The organism is Pantoea sp. SGAir0175, from assembly GCF_043547855.1.
Map to the genome: position 1 here is coordinate 3,811,136 of NZ_CP028081.1, position 16,988 is coordinate 3,828,123.

The 16,988-nt window shown below is 56.8% G+C and carries 11 protein-coding genes, 1 tRNA gene, 3 rRNA genes and 1 riboswitch; of the genes, 5 read left to right on the forward strand and 10 right to left on the reverse strand.

Annotated features, from left to right (window positions below; genetic code table 11):
- Nucleotides 1-161 precede the first annotated feature (161 nt).
- The 4 genes from rrf to C1N56_RS17840 form a co-directional block, all read right to left on the reverse strand.
- Nucleotides 162-277: ribosomal RNA gene (gene rrf, locus C1N56_RS17825) — 5S ribosomal RNA — on the reverse strand.
- Nucleotides 278-474: 197 nt separating this feature from the next.
- Nucleotides 475-3,378, reverse strand: a 23S ribosomal RNA gene (locus tag C1N56_RS17830).
- Nucleotides 3,379-3,720: 342 nt separating this feature from the next.
- Nucleotides 3,721-3,796, reverse strand: a tRNA-Glu gene (locus tag C1N56_RS17835).
- Nucleotides 3,797-3,882: 86 nt separating this feature from the next.
- A 16S ribosomal RNA gene (locus C1N56_RS17840) occupies nucleotides 3,883-5,424 on the reverse strand.
- The 16S, 23S and 5S rRNA genes sit together here with 1 tRNA gene alongside, the layout of an rRNA operon.
- A gap of 629 nt (nucleotides 5,425-6,053) precedes the next feature.
- Here C1N56_RS17840 and purH point away from each other — a divergent pair.
- Both purH and purD read left to right on the forward strand, forming a co-directional pair.
- Nucleotides 6,054-7,643 (forward strand): bifunctional phosphoribosylaminoimidazolecarboxamide formyltransferase/IMP cyclohydrolase, encoded by a 1,590-nt coding sequence (gene purH / locus C1N56_RS17845; protein ID WP_021508192.1) that lies wholly within the window; start codon nucleotides 6,054-6,056, stop codon nucleotides 7,641-7,643.
- Between the two features lie 18 nt (nucleotides 7,644-7,661).
- Entirely contained in the window at nucleotides 7,662-8,942 is a 1,281-nt protein-coding gene (gene purD / locus C1N56_RS17850) for a phosphoribosylamine--glycine ligase (protein ID WP_021508193.1), read from the forward strand.
- A gap of 28 nt (nucleotides 8,943-8,970) precedes the next feature.
- Here purD and C1N56_RS17855 read toward each other — a convergent pair whose 3' ends face one another.
- The 6 genes from C1N56_RS17855 to nudC all read right to left on the reverse strand — a co-directional run bounded on the left by C1N56_RS17855 (nucleotide 8,971) and on the right by nudC (nucleotide 13,370).
- Nucleotides 8,971-9,636, reverse strand: coding sequence for a DUF1481 domain-containing protein (locus tag C1N56_RS17855; RefSeq protein ID WP_241799001.1), 666 nt, complete (start codon nucleotides 9,634-9,636; stop codon nucleotides 8,971-8,973).
- A gap of 68 nt (nucleotides 9,637-9,704) precedes the next feature.
- The gene (hupA, locus tag C1N56_RS17860; RefSeq protein WP_006121511.1) at nucleotides 9,705-9,977 is read right to left on the reverse strand and encodes a nucleoid-associated protein HU-alpha; all 273 of its coding nucleotides are present in this window, start codon (nucleotides 9,975-9,977) and stop codon (nucleotides 9,705-9,707) included.
- A gap of 188 nt (nucleotides 9,978-10,165) precedes the next feature.
- The gene (locus tag C1N56_RS17865) at nucleotides 10,166-10,756 is read right to left on the reverse strand and encodes a YjaG family protein (protein ID WP_031279834.1); all 591 of its coding nucleotides are present in this window, start codon (nucleotides 10,754-10,756) and stop codon (nucleotides 10,166-10,168) included.
- Nucleotides 10,757-10,818: 62 nt separating this feature from the next.
- Nucleotides 10,819-11,487: a deoxyribonuclease V gene (gene nfi, locus C1N56_RS17870; protein ID WP_058781855.1), complete on the reverse strand. Its 669-nt coding sequence runs from the start codon at nucleotides 11,485-11,487 to the stop codon at nucleotides 10,819-10,821.
- Nucleotides 11,488-11,489: 2 nt separating this feature from the next.
- A complete protein-coding gene (hemE, locus tag C1N56_RS17875) occupies nucleotides 11,490-12,557 on the reverse strand; it encodes a uroporphyrinogen decarboxylase (protein ID WP_141497172.1) in 1,068 nt (355 codons plus the stop codon).
- Between the two features lie 39 nt (nucleotides 12,558-12,596).
- Complete coding sequence (nudC, locus tag C1N56_RS17880) at nucleotides 12,597-13,370, reverse strand: NAD(+) diphosphatase (protein WP_021508198.1); 774 nt, start codon at nucleotides 13,368-13,370, stop codon at nucleotides 12,597-12,599.
- 88 nt (nucleotides 13,371-13,458) lie between these two features.
- Between nudC and C1N56_RS17885 the strand changes: the two genes are divergently transcribed.
- From C1N56_RS17885 to thiE, 3 genes are all read left to right on the forward strand, one after another.
- Entirely contained in the window at nucleotides 13,459-13,965 is a 507-nt protein-coding gene (locus C1N56_RS17885) for an Rsd/AlgQ family anti-sigma factor (RefSeq protein WP_021508199.1), read from the forward strand.
- Between the two features lie 152 nt (nucleotides 13,966-14,117).
- A riboswitch (TPP riboswitch) is annotated at nucleotides 14,118-14,218 on the forward strand.
- 90 nt (nucleotides 14,219-14,308) lie between these two features.
- Nucleotides 14,309-16,231 (forward strand): phosphomethylpyrimidine synthase ThiC, encoded by a 1,923-nt coding sequence (gene thiC, locus C1N56_RS17890; RefSeq protein WP_104189827.1) that lies wholly within the window; start codon nucleotides 14,309-14,311, stop codon nucleotides 16,229-16,231.
- The gene (thiE, locus tag C1N56_RS17895) at nucleotides 16,231-16,878 is read left to right on the forward strand and encodes a thiamine phosphate synthase (RefSeq protein ID WP_021508201.1); all 648 of its coding nucleotides are present in this window, start codon (nucleotides 16,231-16,233) and stop codon (nucleotides 16,876-16,878) included. Before thiC ends, thiE begins: the two co-directional genes overlap by 1 nt.
- Nucleotides 16,879-16,988 lie beyond the last annotated feature (110 nt).

Sequence of the window (16,988 nt, forward strand, 5' to 3'; positions counted from 1 at the left end):
GCCGCGCGGTGAGCAGCAGCAATAAGGTCGGAATAAAAGCGCGTTAGAATTTTTTTAGGATTAAATAAGTCGTTATGGAGGGATTTTTGGCGGCAAATTTGCCGGAGTGCGGATGTAAAAAAGCCCCGGACTCTCGTCCGGGGCTTCTTCACTGGTTTGATGCCTGGCAGTTCCCTACTCTCGCATGGGGAGGCCCCACACTACCATCGGCGCTACGGCGTTTCACTTCTGAGTTCGGCATGGGGTCAGGTGGGACCACCGCGCTGTTGCCGCCAGGCAAATTCTGTTTTCGTCCGCGTCTTTCGCGCTCTGACTGCGTTGCCCCGCTCGCGCCGCTCAGTCACATACTTCTGTATGCTCCTTCACGTCGTCTCGCGTGCCGCCCTGTCACAGCACAAAATCCACTGGACGTAATCCGGTGAACAAAGCTGAAAATTCTTTCGGTCTCTCAGACCAAAACGCCTCTGGCGTTGTAAGGTTAAGCCTCACGGGTCATTAGTACCGGTTAGCTCAACGCATCGCTGCGCTTACACACCCGGCCTATCAACGTCGTCGTCTTCAACGTCCCTTCAGGACCCTTAAAGGGTCAGGGAGAACTCATCTCGGGGCAAGTTTCGTGCTTAGATGCTTTCAGCACTTATCTCTTCCGCACTTAGCTACCGGGCAGTGCCATTGGCATGACAACCCGAACACCAGCGGTGCGTTCACTCCGGTCCTCTCGTACTAGGAGCAACCCCCCTCAATTCTCCAGCGCCCACGGCAGATAGGGACCGAACTGTCTCACGACGTTCTAAACCCAGCTCGCGTACCACTTTAAACGGCGAACAGCCGTACCCTTGGGACCTACTTCAGCCCCAGGATGTGATGAGCCGACATCGAGGTGCCAAACACCGCCGTCGATATGAACTCTTGGGCGGTATCAGCCTGTTATCCCCGGAGTACCTTTTATCCGTTGAGCGATGGCCCTTCCATTCAGAACCACCGGATCACTATGACCTGCTTTCGCACCTGCTCGAGCCGTCACTCTCGCAGTCAAGCTGGCTTATGCCATTGCACTAACCTCCTGATGTCCGACCAGGATTAGCCAACCTTCGTGCTCCTCCGTTACGCTTTGGGAGGAGACCGCCCCAGTCAAACTACCCACCAGACACTGTCCGCAGCCCGGATTACGGGCCTACGTTAGAACATCAAACATTAAAGGGTGGTATTTCAAGGTTGGCTCCACGCAGACTGGCGTCCGCGCTTCAAAGCCTCCCACCTATCCTACACATCAAGGCTCAATGTTCAGTGTCAAGCTATAGTAAAGGTTCACGGGGTCTTTCCGTCTTGCCGCGGGTACACTGCATCTTCACAGCGATTTCAATTTCACTGAGTCTCGGGTGGAGACAGCCTGGCCATCATTACGCCATTCGTGCAGGTCGGAACTTACCCGACAAGGAATTTCGCTACCTTAGGACCGTTATAGTTACGGCCGCCGTTTACCGGGGCTTCGATCAAGAGCTTCTCCTTGCGGATAACCCCATCAATTAACCTTCCGGCACCGGGCAGGCGTCACACCGTATACGTCCACTTTCGTGTTTGCACAGTGCTGTGTTTTTAATAAACAGTTGCAGCCAGCTGGTATCTTCGACTGGCCTCGGCTCCGGGAGCAAGTCCCCTCACCTACGCGCCAGCGTGCCTTCTCCCGAAGTTACGGCACCATTTTGCCTAGTTCCTTCACCCGAGTTCTCTCAAGCGCCTTGGTATTCTCTACCTGACCACCTGTGTCGGTTTGGGGTACGATTTCGTGTTACCTGGAGCTTAGAGGCTTTTCCTGGAAGCAGGGCATCAGTTACTTCACCGCCGTGGCGGCTCGTCATCACGCCTCAGTGTTAAAGAAGACCGGATTTGCCTGGTCTTCACACCTGCACGCTTAAACCGGGACAACCGTCGCCCGGATAACCTAGCCTTCTCCGTCCCCCTTCGCAGTAACACCAAGTACAGGAATATTAACCTGTTTCCCATCGACTACGCTTTTCAGCCTCGCCTTAGGGGTCGACTCACCCTGCCCCGATTAACGTTGGACAGGAACCCTTGGTCTTCCGGCGAGCGGGCTTTTCACCCGCTTTATCGTTACTTATGTCAGCATTCGCACTTCTGATACCTCCAGCATGCCTCACAGCACACCTTCAGCGGCTTACAGAACGCTCCCCTACCCAACAACGCCTAAGCGTCGCTGCCGCAGCTTCGGTGCATGGTTTAGCCCCGTTACATCTTCCGCGCAGGCCGACTCGACCAGTGAGCTATTACGCTTTCTTTAAATGATGGCTGCTTCTAAGCCAACATCCTGGCTGTCTGTGCCTTCCCACATCGTTTCCCACTTAACCATGACTTTGGGACCTTAGCTGGCGGTCTGGGTTGTTTCCCTCTTCACGACGGACGTTAGCACCCGCCGTGTGTCTCCCGTGATAACATTCTCCGGTATTCGCAGTTTGCATCGGGTTGGTAAGCCGGGATGGCCCCCTAGCCGAAACAGTGCTCTACCCCCGGAGATGAGTTCACGAGGCGCTACCTAAATAGCTTTCGGGGAGAACCAGCTATCTCCCGGTTTGATTGGCCTTTCACCCCCAGCCACAAGTCATCCGCTAATTTTTCAACATTAGTCGGTTCGGTCCTCCAGTTAGTGTTACCCAACCTTCAACCTGCCCATGGCTAGATCACCGGGTTTCGGGTCTATACCCTGCAACTTAACGCCCAATTAAGACTCGGTTTCCCTTCGGCTCCCCTATGCGGTTAACCTTGCTACAGAATATAAGTCGCTGACCCATTATACAAAAGGTACGCAGTCACCTAACAAGTAGGCTCCCACTGCTTGTACGTACACGGTTTCAGGTTCTGTTTCACTCCCCTCGCCGGGGTTCTTTTCGCCTTTCCCTCACGGTACTGGTTCACTATCGGTCAGTCAGGAGTATTTAGCCTTGGAGGATGGTCCCCCCATATTCAGACAGGATACCACGTGTCCCGCCCTACTCGTCGGACTCACAACTCATGCATCTTCGTGTACGGGGCTGTCACCCGGTATCGCGCGACTTTCCAGACGCTTCCACTGATGCACAAGCTGATTCAGGTCCTGGGCTGCTCCCCGTTCGCTCGCCGCTACTGGGGGAATCTCGGTTGATTTCTTTTCCTCGGGGTACTTAGATGTTTCAGTTCCCCCGGTTCGCCTCGTTAACCTATGTATTCAGTTAACGATAATGCACAAGTGCACTGGGTTTCCCCATTCGGACATCGACGGCTGTAGCGGTTCATATCACCTTACCGTCGCTTTTCGCAGATTAGCACGTCCTTCATCGCCTCTGACTGCCAGGGCATCCACCGTGTACGCTTAGTCGCTTAACCTCACAACCCACAGACGTTTCATGTCCGGAATCACTGCGCTGGAAAAATGCTGCGTTGCAGCGGTGCTCGCCATGCTCACGTACGTCAGTACGCTCCGCTGGCTGTGCGCCGACGCGCCTTGCCTTTTTCCCTGCTCGTTGATTCCTGCATTCCACATGGGATGTGAAAATTTGAGAGACTCGAACACATCGTAAATTTCATTCTTATTACGGAGAATGAATACGACGTGTCGTTTCAATTTTCAGCTTGTTCCGGATTGTTAAAGAGCAAATACTTCGCAGCATGCTTAATCAGCACACTCTGAAGTATTATCGGTAACGCCTTTCACTCATTACCAGCAAGTGGCGTCCCCTAGGGGATTCGAACCCCTGTTACCGCCGTGAAAGGGCGGTGTCCTAGGCCTCTAGACGAAGGGGACACTGAAGTCTCTTTCGTAAGACGCTTTGCTCATTACTTTTTCATCAGACAATCTGTGTGAGCACTTCGCGGGAAAGTATCTTCAGGTAAGGAGGTGATCCAACCGCAGGTTCCCCTACGGTTACCTTGTTACGACTTCACCCCAGTCATGAATCACAAAGTGGTAAGCGCCCTCCCGAAGGTTAAGCTACCTACTTCTTTTGCAACCCACTCCCATGGTGTGACGGGCGGTGTGTACAAGGCCCGGGAACGTATTCACCGTAGCATTCTGATCTACGATTACTAGCGATTCCGACTTCATGGAGTCGAGTTGCAGACTCCAATCCGGACTACGACGCACTTTATGAGGTCCGCTTGCTCTCGCGAGGTCGCTTCTCTTTGTATGCGCCATTGTAGCACGTGTGTAGCCCTGGCCGTAAGGGCCATGATGACTTGACGTCATCCCCACCTTCCTCCGGTTTATCACCGGCAGTCTCCTTTGAGTTCCCGGCCGAACCGCTGGCAACAAAGGATAAGGGTTGCGCTCGTTGCGGGACTTAACCCAACATTTCACAACACGAGCTGACGACAGCCATGCAGCACCTGTCTCAGAGTTCCCGAAGGCACCAAAGCATCTCTGCTAAGTTCTCTGGATGTCAAGGCCAGGTAAGGTTCTTCGCGTTGCATCGAATTAAACCACATGCTCCACCGCTTGTGCGGGCCCCCGTCAATTCATTTGAGTTTTAACCTTGCGGCCGTACTCCCCAGGCGGTCGACTTAACGCGTTAGCTCCGGAAGCCACGCCTCAAGGGCACAACCTCCAAGTCGACATCGTTTACGGCGTGGACTACCAGGGTATCTAATCCTGTTTGCTCCCCACGCTTTCGCACCTGAGCGTCAGTCTTCGTCCAGGGGGCCGCCTTCGCCACCGGTATTCCTCCAGATCTCTACGCATTTCACCGCTACACCTGGAATTCTACCCCCCTCTACGAGACTCAAGCCTGCCAGTTTCAAATGCAGTTCCCAGGTTAAGCCCGGGGATTTCACATCTGACTTAACAGACCGCCTGCGTGCGCTTTACGCCCAGTAATTCCGATTAACGCTTGCACCCTCCGTATTACCGCGGCTGCTGGCACGGAGTTAGCCGGTGCTTCTTCTGCGGGTAACGTCAATCGGCGAGGTTATTAACCTCACCGCCTTCCTCCCCGCTGAAAGTACTTTACAACCCGAAGGCCTTCTTCATACACGCGGCATGGCTGCATCAGGCTTGCGCCCATTGTGCAATATTCCCCACTGCTGCCTCCCGTAGGAGTCTGGACCGTGTCTCAGTTCCAGTGTGGCTGGTCATCCTCTCAGACCAGCTAGGGATCGTCGCCTAGGTGAGCCATTACCCCACCTACTAGCTAATCCCATCTGGGCACATCCGATGGTGTGAGGCCCGAAGGTCCCCCACTTTGGTCTTGCGACGTTATGCGGTATTAGCTACCGTTTCCAGTAGTTATCCCCCTCCATCGGGCAGTTTCCCAGACATTACTCACCCGTCCGCCACTCGCCACCCAAAGAGCAAGCTCTTCTGTGCTGCCGTTCGACTTGCATGTGTTAGGCCTGCCGCCAGCGTTCAATCTGAGCCATGATCAAACTCTTCAATTTAAGTTTGATTTGCTGCAACGAGTGCAGCGATGCTCTGTGAATTAAACTTCGTAATGAATTACGTGTTCACTCAGCAAAGACTTGATATTTTTTAAAGCCCGTAGGCTTGTGATATCAATCCTGCGAGTGCCCACACAGATTGTCTGATAAATTGTTAAAGAGCGTTGCGACGCGGCGCTCGGCCTGCTGTCGCGAGGTGGCGTATATTACGCTTTCCTCCTTCAGAGTCAAACACTTTTTTCAGCGTTTTTCTCCGGCGGAAGTTCTTAACGAAGCTTCCTGTCTACACCGCATTCCGTAAGTCGTTGTGCCGTGTCGATGGAGGCGCATTATAGGGAGTTGTTCGGCACGCGCAACCGCTAAATTCAATAAAAACAATCGTTCGCTGCATTCCACAGCAAAACCCCGCCTTATACCCGGTTACACACAAAGTTATCCACATCTGCAGCCGGTAATAAATTTAGGCGAGCATCGCGCAAACGTTTTCGCTACAATGCCCCGCGACGTCAAGGATGCCCCTTTTGGGGCGTTACCTGAGGTAAATGTTCTCTTCTATATATAGAGAGAGAAAGTTAAGCCTGATGTAACGCTCTTATTTACGCGAAACAAAGCCAAGGGATAAAACCACCATGCAACAACGTCGTCCTGTACGCCGCGCTCTGCTCAGTGTCTCTGACAAAGCCGGTATCCTCGAATTTGCTCAGGCCCTCTCCCATCGTGGTGTTGAGCTGCTCTCCACAGGTGGTACCGCGCGCCTGCTGGCAGATGCCGGCCTGCCCGTCACGGAAGTTTCTGACTACACCGGTTTCCCGGAAATGATGGATGGACGCGTCAAAACGCTGCACCCCAAAGTGCACGGTGGCATTCTGGGCCGTCGCGGCACCGATGATGCCATCATGGCTGAGCACGCCATCAATCCTATCGACATGGTGGTGGTGAACCTCTATCCCTTTGCCCAGACCGTGGCGAAAGCCGACTGCAGCCTGGAAGATGCCGTTGAGAACATTGATATCGGCGGCCCCACCATGGTGCGCTCGGCAGCCAAGAACCACAAAGACGTGGCGATCGTGGTAAAGAGCAGTGACTACGACGCGATCATCGCGGAGCTCGATGCCAACGAAAACTCCCTGACGCTGGAAACCCGTTTCGATCTGGCCATCAAAGCCTTTGAACACACCGCCGCTTACGACAGCATGATTGCCAACTACTTTGGCAGCCTGGTACCGGCCTATCACGGCGAGAGCACCGCGCCGGCCGGCCGCTTCCCGCGCACCCTGAACCTCAACTTTATTAAAAAGCAGGATATGCGTTACGGCGAGAACAGCCATCAGGACGCTGCTTTCTATATTGAAGAGCAAGTCAGCGAAGCGTCGGTCGCCACCGCACAGCAGCTGCAGGGCAAAGCGCTGTCCTACAACAATATTGCCGATACCGATGCGGCACTGGAGTGCGTCAAGGAGTTCAGCGAGCCAGCCTGCGTTATCGTCAAGCACGCTAACCCATGCGGCGTCGCCGCAGGCGATTCAATTCTTGCCGCCTACGAGCGCGCTTATAAAACCGATCCGACCTCGGCGTTCGGCGGCATCATCGCCTTTAACCGTGAGCTGGATGAAGCGACCGCGCAGGCGATCATCAGCCGTCAGTTCGTGGAAGTCATTATTGCGCCATCGGCCAGTGAAGCGGCACTGCGCGTGACCGCAGCCAAACAGAACGTCCGCGTTCTGGTGTGCGGTCAGTGGCAGAGCCGTGTGGCCGGTCTCGACTTCAAACGCGTCAACGGTGGCCTGCTGGTTCAGGATCGCGATCTTGGTATGGTCGATGCCAGCCAGCTGCGCGTTGTCAGCCAACGTCAGCCAACCGAACAGGAACTGCGTGACGCGCTGTTCTGCTGGAAAGTGGCGAAATTCGTTAAATCCAACGCCATTGTGTATGCACGCGACAACATGACGATCGGTATTGGCGCGGGCCAGATGAGCCGCGTTTACTCTGCCAAAATTGCCGGCATCAAAGCCGCTGACGAAGGACTGGAGGTGAAGGGTTCCGCCATGGCTTCCGACGCCTTCTTCCCGTTCCGCGATGGCATTGATGCCGCAGCAGCAGTGGGCATCACCTGTGTGATCCAGCCGGGCGGTTCCATTCGCGATGATGAAGTGATTGCTGCCGCCGACGAGCACGGCATCGCGATGATCTTCACTGACATGCGTCATTTCCGCCATTAATAGCCTGGAGCCGTAACGATGAAAATTTTAGTGATTGGTAATGGTGGACGTGAACACGCGCTTGCGTGGAAAGCAGCACAGTCGCCGCTGGCAGAAACGGTATTTGTTGCGCCAGGCAACGCCGGTACCGCGCTGGAGCCGGCCCTGCAGAACGTGGCCATCAGCGCCACCGATATTCCGGCACTGCTGGCGTTTGCGCAGCAGGAAAACATCGACCTGACCATCGTCGGACCGGAAGCGCCGCTGGTGATTGGCGTAGTCGATGCGTTTCGCGCTGCCGGCCTGAAAATCTTTGGCCCGACGCAGGCGGCCGCGCAGCTGGAGGGCTCAAAAGCCTTCACCAAAGATTTCCTTGCCCGCCAGCAGATCCCGACGGCGGAATACCAGAACTTCACCGAGGTGGAACCCGCGCTGGCTTACCTGCGTGAGAAAGGCGCGCCGATCGTCATCAAAGCGGACGGTCTGGCCGCGGGTAAAGGCGTCATTGTCGCCATGACGCTGGCCGAAGCGGAAGCGGCAGTACAGGACATGCTGGCCGGCAATGCATTTGGCGACGCAGGTCACCGCATCGTCATCGAAGAATTCCTTGATGGTGAAGAAGCCAGCTTCATCGTGATGGTGGACGGCGATAATGTCCTGCCAATGGCCACCAGCCAGGATCACAAACGTGTTGGCGACGGCGACACCGGGCCGAACACCGGTGGCATGGGCGCTTACTCACCGGCACCGGTAGTGACCGATGAGATCCACCAGCGCGTGATGGATCAGATCATCTGGCCAACCGTCAACGGCATGAAAGCGGAAGGTAACACCTACACCGGTTTCCTGTATGCCGGTCTGATGATCGACAAAGCCGGTCAGCCAAAGGTGATCGAATTCAACTGCCGCTTCGGCGATCCGGAAACGCAGCCGATCATGCTGCGCCTGCAGTCGGATCTGGTCGCGCTGTGCCTCGCCGCTGTCGACGGCAAGCTCGATCAGCAGCAGTCACAGTGGGATCCGCGCCCGTCACTCGGCGTGGTGCTGGCCGCTGGCGGTTATCCGGGCGACTACAACACGGGCGATCAGATCCACGGTCTGCCGCTGGAAGACGTACCGGACGGGAAGGTATTCCATGCCGGCACCACCCTGAAAGATGATCTGGTGGTGACCAGCGGCGGTCGCGTACTGTGCGTGACCGCGCTGGGTGAAGATGTGGCAGCAGCGCAGAAGAATGCCTACGCGCTGGCGCAGCACATCTCATGGAACGGCAGCTTCTGCCGTAATGATATCGGTTACCGCGCGATTAACCGCAAGTAAGCCCCCGGCGGCGGCCAGCCGGTCGCCGCTAAAAATCGGCATCTTTCGGCTGCCAGCGGCACTCATCTTCCGGCGTGGCACGCAGCAGCTGAATCCCCTCTGGCGCTTCCAGCCACGACAGGGTAATCGGCTGTTGCTGCCCCTGCTGCTGTCGATACAGCGTCGCCAGCGTGTCGCGATCGAACGCCACATTCACCTGCTGCCCCTCACAGTCACGAACCTGCGTACCGCCCTGCCAGTGCCCCTGCCGCAACAGTACCCGGCCACTCAGCAGTGCATTGCTCTGCGCCAGCATGCGCTGCGCGTCAAACCGGTACAGCTCGACGCTGTCGGCGCTGACGGCTTCACGCCGGCCAGCCAACTGTCGCTGCATAAAATTGAGGTTGCCCTGATGGTCGAAACGCAGGGTTACGTCGTCCGGCTGCTGGCCAGTGACGTGCCGTTCCACGCTCAGCAGTTTATCCGCCTGCCAGATATAGTCGGTGGTTTCCCGGCTATCGCCATTGAAAGGGGTATAGACAGTACGCAGATGGACGGCTTCGTGGTCGCCGTTTTTACGCCAGATTCGCACCGTACCACGGTCAGACAGATAGCCGCTGGCGGTGAAAGCCGGAAGATCGGGAGTGGCACTGCAGCCGGTGAGTAATACCCCGAGGAGGATGGCGCAGAGGCGCTGAGGAGAGATGTTCAGCATAGCAGGCCCCGGTAACAAAAAGGGGCGAAATCGCCCCTCTTTTAAAGCTAAACCGCGATGCGGAAAACTTACTTAACAGCGTCTTTCAGTGCTTTACCAGAGACGAACGCTGGCACGTTAGCTGCAGCGATTTTGATCTCTTTGCCAGTCTGCGGGTTGCGACCGGTACGCTCAGCGCGGTGGTTCACTTTAAAAGTACCAAAACCAACCAGTTGTACAGCATCACCTTCTTTCAGAGACTCAGTGATCGCAGCCAGGGTAGATTCCAGCGCAGCTTTAGCCTGGGTTTTAGACAGGTCAGCTTTCTCTGCGATCACATCAATCAGTTGAGTCTTGTTCATAAGTTATCCTTAAAGTGTATTTATCGCTTGCTAAGCAACGAGTGCGAGGGAAAAGCCATATTCTGGCACTCTTCAGCCTGCACGCACCGATAGCCACAATTTTCAGCCCCCCAAATGTAGACCAGACAGGGGGCTGATGTGAAGCCTCCAGGCGCGGTAATTCGGGCCTGAAGTCACGTTTTCTCGCCTTATTGCTGAAAAATTATACCGATGTTACTGATTCCGGCTTCACGCAGGTCTGCACGTAGCCCTTTGATTAGCTCCAGGTCCCGTTCTTCGCACTCTGCCAGCAGGCGAAAAATCTCCCACTGCAGGTCCCATTCGTCAATTACCGCCTGGTTGTCACGCAGCTCTTCGTCGCTCATTTCGCGACCAGCCTGGGTCATTTCGAGGATGGCCACGGTGGTGATCGACGTGCGGCTGACTTCGATGGCGTGCTCCAGCGTTTCACCGCTCAGCTGCGCGTGCAGGAGTTCACTCAGCGCCACGCAGGCGTCAATCGCCGGGTGCACGCCGTAAACGTCAAAGTCGTCACCGTTTGGGATCGCCGCTTCCAGTTTCTCCAGCTGGCTGTCGAAATTGATTTTGGCATCCTTCACCGTCAGGCTTTCCCACACCAGGTCGAGAATGCGGCGATAGAGCTGCGGATCGGCAAACTCGGTCTGCTGACAGAAGGCCCAGTAATTGGGGAACATCCGCTCGCACAGACAGGCCATAAAGGTCATGTGCTGCCAGCTTTCCAGCTTCGCCAGACGCAAATGGACGGGGTTCTGTAACATCAAACTTACTCTCGGTAGATTAGCTGGCGGCAGTGTACCGCAAAAGCCGCGCACAAACAGCGTTAGCGCGCATTTTGCCACTTCACAAAAGCGGGACGGCCAGATGCCACGGCATCAGCCCAGCGCGTTGGCTCCGGCAAGCGGTAGCCGGCCATGCAGGCTTCAACCCAGTGCAGTGCGCTGTCGAGGCTGACGCGGTGGCCGGTTGAGACAAACAGCGGGTTGCAGCGCGTCTTGCTGCGCCACACCCAGGCAATCTGCTCGCCTTTATCCATCAGCGGCTGACGACTGCCCGGTGCCGCATCCAGCTCAGCGAAACGGCCGCACAGGCGCTTTTTCGCTACGCCGATGGTTGGCACATCCAGCAGCGAGCCGAAATGCGCAGCAACGCCCAGCCGGCGCGGATGAGAGATGCCATGGCCGTCGACGAACAGCAGATCGGGCCGCTGCGACAATTGCTGCCACGCCGCCTGCAGGGCTGGAATTTCGCGAAACGAGAGAAAACCGGGGATGTAAGGCATGGTGGTCGCGACACGCGCGATGCGATGCTCCACCAGCGTTAATGAAGGGTATTCGAGGATCACCAGGGCGGCGCGCGTTACCTCGCCGCCCTGTTCAAAACCAACATCGGCGCCGCCAATGAAGCGCGGCGGCAGTACGTCAAAATCATCCTGCCGCACCACGCTGGCGGCGAGCTGTACCTGTTGCTGTCGTAGTGCGGCTAAATCCATGCTTATCCCTGGTGATATGGTCGTGATAGCCGATGCACCGCCTCCACAAACGCGCCAGCGTGCTCTGGCGGAACATCCTGATGAATCCCGTGACCGAGGTTGAAGACGTGGCCTTCGCCTGCGCCAAAGGCTTCCAGAATCCCCGCCACTTCCTGCTCAATTCGTGCAGGGGGTGCATACAGCATAGACGGATCCATGTTGCCCTGCAGCGCGACTTTATCGCCCACGCGGCGCCGCGCTTCGCCAATATCGGTGGTCCAGTCAAGGCCCAGCGCATCACAGCCGGTGGCGGCCATCTCTTCCAGCCACTGGCCGCCGCCCTTGGTAAACAGGGTGATGGGCACGCGTCTTCCTTCGTTCTCATGCAGTACGCTGTCGACGATTTTGTGCATGTAATAGAGCGAGAACTCGCGATAGTCGCGCCCGGTCAGCACGCCGCCCCAGGTATCAAACACCATCACCGACTGCGCACCCGCTTTAATCTGCGCGTTGAGGTAAAGGATCACGCTCTCTGCCAGCTTATCCAGCAGCGCGTGCAGCGTCTGCGGCTCGGCGTACATCATCTTCTTGATTTTGGTGAAAGCCTTGCTGCTGCCGCCTTCTACCATGTAGGTTGCCAGCGTCCACGGGCTGCCGGAGAAACCGATCAGCGGCACTTCGCCTTTGAGGTTGTGACGGATGGTGCGCACCGCATTCATCACGTAACCCAGCTCCTGCTCTGGATCCGGCACCGGCAGTTTATCCACATCGGCACGACAGGTGATTGGATGGGAGAAACGCGGGCCTTCGCCGGTCTCAAAGTAGAGCCCCAGGCCCATCGCATCCGGAATGGTCAGGATATCGCTGAAGAGGATCGCGGCATCCAGCGCATAGCGGCGCAACGGCTGCAGGGTGACTTCGCACGCCAGCTCCGCGTTCTTACACAGCGACATAAAATCACCGGCTTCAGCGCGCGTGGCTTTGTATTCCGGCAGGTAACGCCCGGCTTGTCGCATCATCCATACCGGGGTGATATCCACCGGCTGGCGTAACAGGGCGCGCAGATAACGATCGTTCTTCAGTTCACTCATAATGGGCTCTCTCATGCTAAGGCCGGCAGTGTAGCATTTTCACGCCGCGCTGGCGCGACACAGCGCAACCGTATCTTCAATCAGCCGGCGCGCCACGGTGCCCGGCGGCGGCAACAGGGGCAGATCATCGTAGCGATACCAGCCAGCATCCAGCAGCTCTTTACCATCGTGCTGCAGCTCGCCGCCATCGTACTCCGCCATGAACGCCATCATCAGCGAGTGCGGGAACGGCCACGGCTGCGAGGTCACGTAACGCACATTTTTTACCCGCACGTTGCTCTCTTCCATCACCTCGCGGGCCACCGCCTGCTCCAGCGTTTCGCCGACTTCGACAAAACCGGCCAGCACGGTGTAGATGCTGTTGCGATGGCGCGCATGGTTTGCCAGCAGGATCTCCTCACCGCGACGAATCGCCACAATGATGCAGGGGGCGATTTGCGGATAGTAGCGCTCGCGGCAGTGGCTGCACAGGCAGGCAAATTCGCGCTTGCTGTGCTGCATTTCATGGCCGCAATAGCCGCACCAGCGATGCGAACGGTAGAACTCTGCCAGCTGCACGCCGCGCCCGGCGAGCTGAAACAGACCGACATCTTCGTCAATTAGCTGGCGCACCGAGGCCATATTGTCCGGACGCGCTTCGCATACCAGCCAGACGTTTTCGCCCTGCCACTCGCCAATCACTCTGCCGCTGCTGCCGGTCAGGCCAAACTCGCCGGATAAGCCATGCGGCAACTCGCCTTGCGGCAACCAAAGTTTCTGCGCGGAGCTGACAATCCACCAGCCAGCGTCTACGCTTGAGATCTCACGTTGCATCTTAATCGTTGTCCTTAGCGTCAAATGGCACGCTGAAATCCTGATGTTAAGTGTGTAATAAACAACTATAACTCACCTGGAGCCCCGTATGCTTACCCAGTTAGATAACCTGACCGAGCGTGTAGGTGGCGGTAATGAATTAGTCGACTCATGGTTGCGCGCCCGTCGACAGCTGCTCGTCACCTATTACGAGTTAATTGGCATGAAGCCGAACAAAGAAGCGCTGACCGCGCTGGATGAACAGGCGCTGGATGCGTTTTGCCATCGTCTGGTGGACTATCTCTCTACCGGCCACTTCAGCGTTTACGAGCGCATCATCAGCGAGATGTCCGGCGACAGCCCGATGATTGCGGCGGCGCAGATCTATCCGGCGCTGGAAGGCAATACTGAACGTCTGATGCAACTGTATGACAGCCATCTGCAGCAGGCCATTAATGACGACAACTGCGTGGATTTCCAGCAGGCGCTGTCAGAAGTGGGCGAAGCGCTGGAGTCACGCTTTACGCTGGAAGACAAACTGATTCAGCTCGCCTGGGATAACCAGCTGGCGCGCCCGCCGGTGGCCAATGACAGCACCATTGCTCGTCCGGCCTGAACCGCTGCAGTTGTAAAAGACTTGTTATTCAGGAAAAGCCCTTTTATGCTGAATGGGCTTTTTTATTGTCTTTTTAAACGACAATCCACAATCAAACTTTGCGATATAAGCGCAGCGTGCAACAGTCAGTAAAGTCGCTTATCGCGTAAAACGTAAACTTGTCGGAGTGCCCTTAGGGGCTGAGACCGTTAATTCGGGATCCGCGGAACCTGATCAGGTTAGTACCTGCGAAGGGAACAAGAGTAGATGTGATCAGCACGGTGCAGTCAGGCGCCCGCACCGTTTCTGTTACTCCTTCCGGACTCCGGACAAGCAGCTTCCCCTTGTTTTCAGGAAACTTGCTATGTCTGATGCTAAAACCTCACGTCGTGAACAACGCGCGCAGGCGCAAAAATTTATCGATTCGCTCCAGGGAACCGCCTTCCCTAACTCCAAACGTATCTGGATCAGCGGCAGCCGCGCGGATATCCGCGTCCCGATGCGCGAAATTCAGCTCAGCCCGACGCACACCGGCGGCAGCAAAGATCATCCGCAATACGCAGAAAATGAACCGGTGCCGGTGTATGACACTGCCGGTGCCTATGGCGATCCCCACGCGACCATCAATGTGCATCAGGGTCTGGCAAAATTACGCGCCGGCTGGATTGCCGAACGCAACGACAGCGAAACCATCAGCGCACTCAGCTCAAGCTACAGTCAGCAGCGGCTGGCAGATGACGGGCTGGATCATCTGCGTTTTGAACACCTGCCGCTGCCGCGCCGTGCCAAAGCGGGTCGCCGCGTCACGCAGCTGCATTATGCACGTCAGGGCATCATCACGCCGGAGATGGAGTTTATCGCGCTGCGCGAAAACATGGGACGTGAGCGTATCCGCAGTGCAACGCTGTTGCAGCAGCACGCCGGCCACGGCTTCGGCGCGCAGCTGCCGGAGAATATCAGCGCCGAATTCGTACGCGCCGAAGTGGCCAGCGGCCGCGCCATCATTCCTGCCAACATCAATCACCCCGAATCAGAGCCGATGATTATCGGCCGCAATTTTCTGGTAAAGGTTAACGCCAACATCGGCAACTCGGCGGTAAGTTCGTCGATTGAAGAGGAAGTGGAAAAACTGGTATGGGCCACGCGCTGGGGGGCAGATACCGTGATGGATCTGTCGACCGGCCGCTATATCCATGAAACGCGCGAGTGGATTTTGCGCAACAGTCCGGTGCCGATCGGCACGGTGCCAATCTATCAGGCGCTGGAAAAGGTCAACGGCATCGCAGAAGATCTTAACTGGGACATTTTCCGCGATACCCTGCTGGAACAGGCTGAGCAGGGCGTTGATTACTTCACCATTCACGCGGGCGTGCTGCTGCGCTATGTGCCGATGACCGCACAACGACTGACCGGCATCGTGTCGCGCGGCGGCTCCATCATGGCGAAGTGGTGCCTGTCACATCATCAGGAAAACTTCCTCTACCAGCATTTCCGCGAAATCTGTGAAATCTGCGCCGCCTATGATGTCGCGCTGTCGCTCGGTGATGGTTTACGTCCCGGCTCGATTCAGGACGCCAACGACGAAGCCCAGTTTGCCGAACTGCGTACCTTAGGCGAGCTGACGCAAATCGCCTGGCAATATGATGTGCAGGTCATGATTGAAGGCCCCGGTCACGTGCCGATGCAGATGATCCGCCGCAATATGACCGAGCAGCTGGAACATTGCCATGAAGCGCCGTTTTATACGCTGGGCCCGCTGACGACCGATATCGCGCCGGGCTACGATCATTTCACCTCCGGGATTGGCGCCGCCATGATCGGCTGGTTTGGCTGCGCGATGCTGTGCTACGTCACGCCGAAAGAGCACCTTGGCCTGCCGAATAAAGAGGATGTTAAGCAGGGGCTGATTACCTACAAGATCGCGGCGCACGCTGCCGATCTGGCTAAAGGCCATCCCGGCGCGCAGATCCGCGACAACGCCATGTCGAAAGCTCGCTTTGAGTTCCGCTGGGAAGATCAGTTTAATCTGGCGCTCGACCCGCATACCGCGCGGGCCTATCACGACGAAACTCTGCCGCAGGAATCCGGCAAAGTGGCCCACTTCTGTTCCATGTGCGGCCCCAAATTCTGTTCAATGAAAATCACCCAGGAAGTGCGCGAATTTGCCGCCCGTCAGCAGACTGAAGCCCAGCCGATAGCGCTGGGGATGGCGCAAATGTCCGATGCCTTCCGTAGCCGTGGCGGCGAGCTGTATCACGCCGCCGATGCCCTGAAAGAGGAAAAATGATGACTGAAGCCTTCCCTGCCACCGCGCCAAAACTGGGGCTCTATCCGGTTGTCGATAGCGTGTTGTGGATTGAACGCCTGCTGGCAGCCGGCGTGCGCACCCTCCAGCTGCGCATTAAAGATGGCGATGATCGTCAGATTGAAGCCGCAGTACGTGATGCCATCGCCCTGGGCAAACAGTACGGTGCGCGGCTGTTTATCAACGATTACTGGCGCTTAGCGATTAAGTACAACGCTTATGGTGTGCATCTTGGTCAGGAGGATCTGGATGTGGCCGACCTGGATGCTATCCGCCACGCCGGCTTACGCCTGGGTCTGTCGACACACGATGATGCCGAGCTGGATCGCGCGCTGGCGCTGCGTCCGTCCTATATTGCGCTCGGCCACATCTTTCCGACACAAACCAAAGAGATGCCCTCTGCGCCACAGGGCATAGCCGAGCTGAAGCGCCATCTGGCGCGGCTGCAGCACATTCCCACCGTAGCGATTGGCGGCATTTCGCTGGCACGCGTGCCGGAGGTGCTGGCGACCGGCGTCGGCAGCATTGCCGTGGTCAGCGCGATTACCCAGGCGGAAGACTGGCAGGCGGCCACCCGCCAGCTGCTGGCGCTGGTAGAATCCCCAGAGCATGTCGCAAAAGCGTTGTAACTGACTGCAACGGCGGTAAAAATCCGCGAATACGGCGCGCAAACGGCAGCAGTCAGGGCTGGCGCGACCGGGGACAATCGCTAAAGTGAGCCTGCCCGCTGTCGCTTGCA

Coding starts and splice junctions, on each gene's coding strand:
- C1N56_RS17865 (WP_031279834.1), bottom strand. CDS start 10,756: ATGTTACAGAACCCCGTCCATTTGCGTCTGGCGAAGCTGGAAAGCTGG.
- C1N56_RS17885 (WP_021508199.1), top strand. CDS start 13,459: ATGCTTACCCAGTTAGATAACCTGACCGAGCGTGTAGGTGGCGGTAAT.
- purH (WP_021508192.1), top strand. CDS start 6,054: ATGCAACAACGTCGTCCTGTACGCCGCGCTCTGCTCAGTGTCTCTGAC.
- thiE (WP_021508201.1), top strand. CDS start 16,231: ATGACTGAAGCCTTCCCTGCCACCGCGCCAAAACTGGGGCTCTATCCG.
- thiC (WP_104189827.1), top strand. CDS start 14,309: ATGTCTGATGCTAAAACCTCACGTCGTGAACAACGCGCGCAGGCGCAA.
- hupA (WP_006121511.1), bottom strand. CDS start 9,977: ATGAACAAGACTCAACTGATTGATGTGATCGCAGAGAAAGCTGACCTG.
- nfi (WP_058781855.1), bottom strand. CDS start 11,487: ATGGATTTAGCCGCACTACGACAGCAACAGGTACAGCTCGCCGCCAGC.
- C1N56_RS17855 (WP_241799001.1), bottom strand. CDS start 9,636: ATGCTGAACATCTCTCCTCAGCGCCTCTGCGCCATCCTCCTCGGGGTA.
- purD (WP_021508193.1), top strand. CDS start 7,662: ATGAAAATTTTAGTGATTGGTAATGGTGGACGTGAACACGCGCTTGCG.
- hemE (WP_141497172.1), bottom strand. CDS start 12,557: ATGAGTGAACTGAAGAACGATCGTTATCTGCGCGCCCTGTTACGCCAG.
- nudC (WP_021508198.1), bottom strand. CDS start 13,370: ATGCAACGTGAGATCTCAAGCGTAGACGCTGGCTGGTGGATTGTCAGC.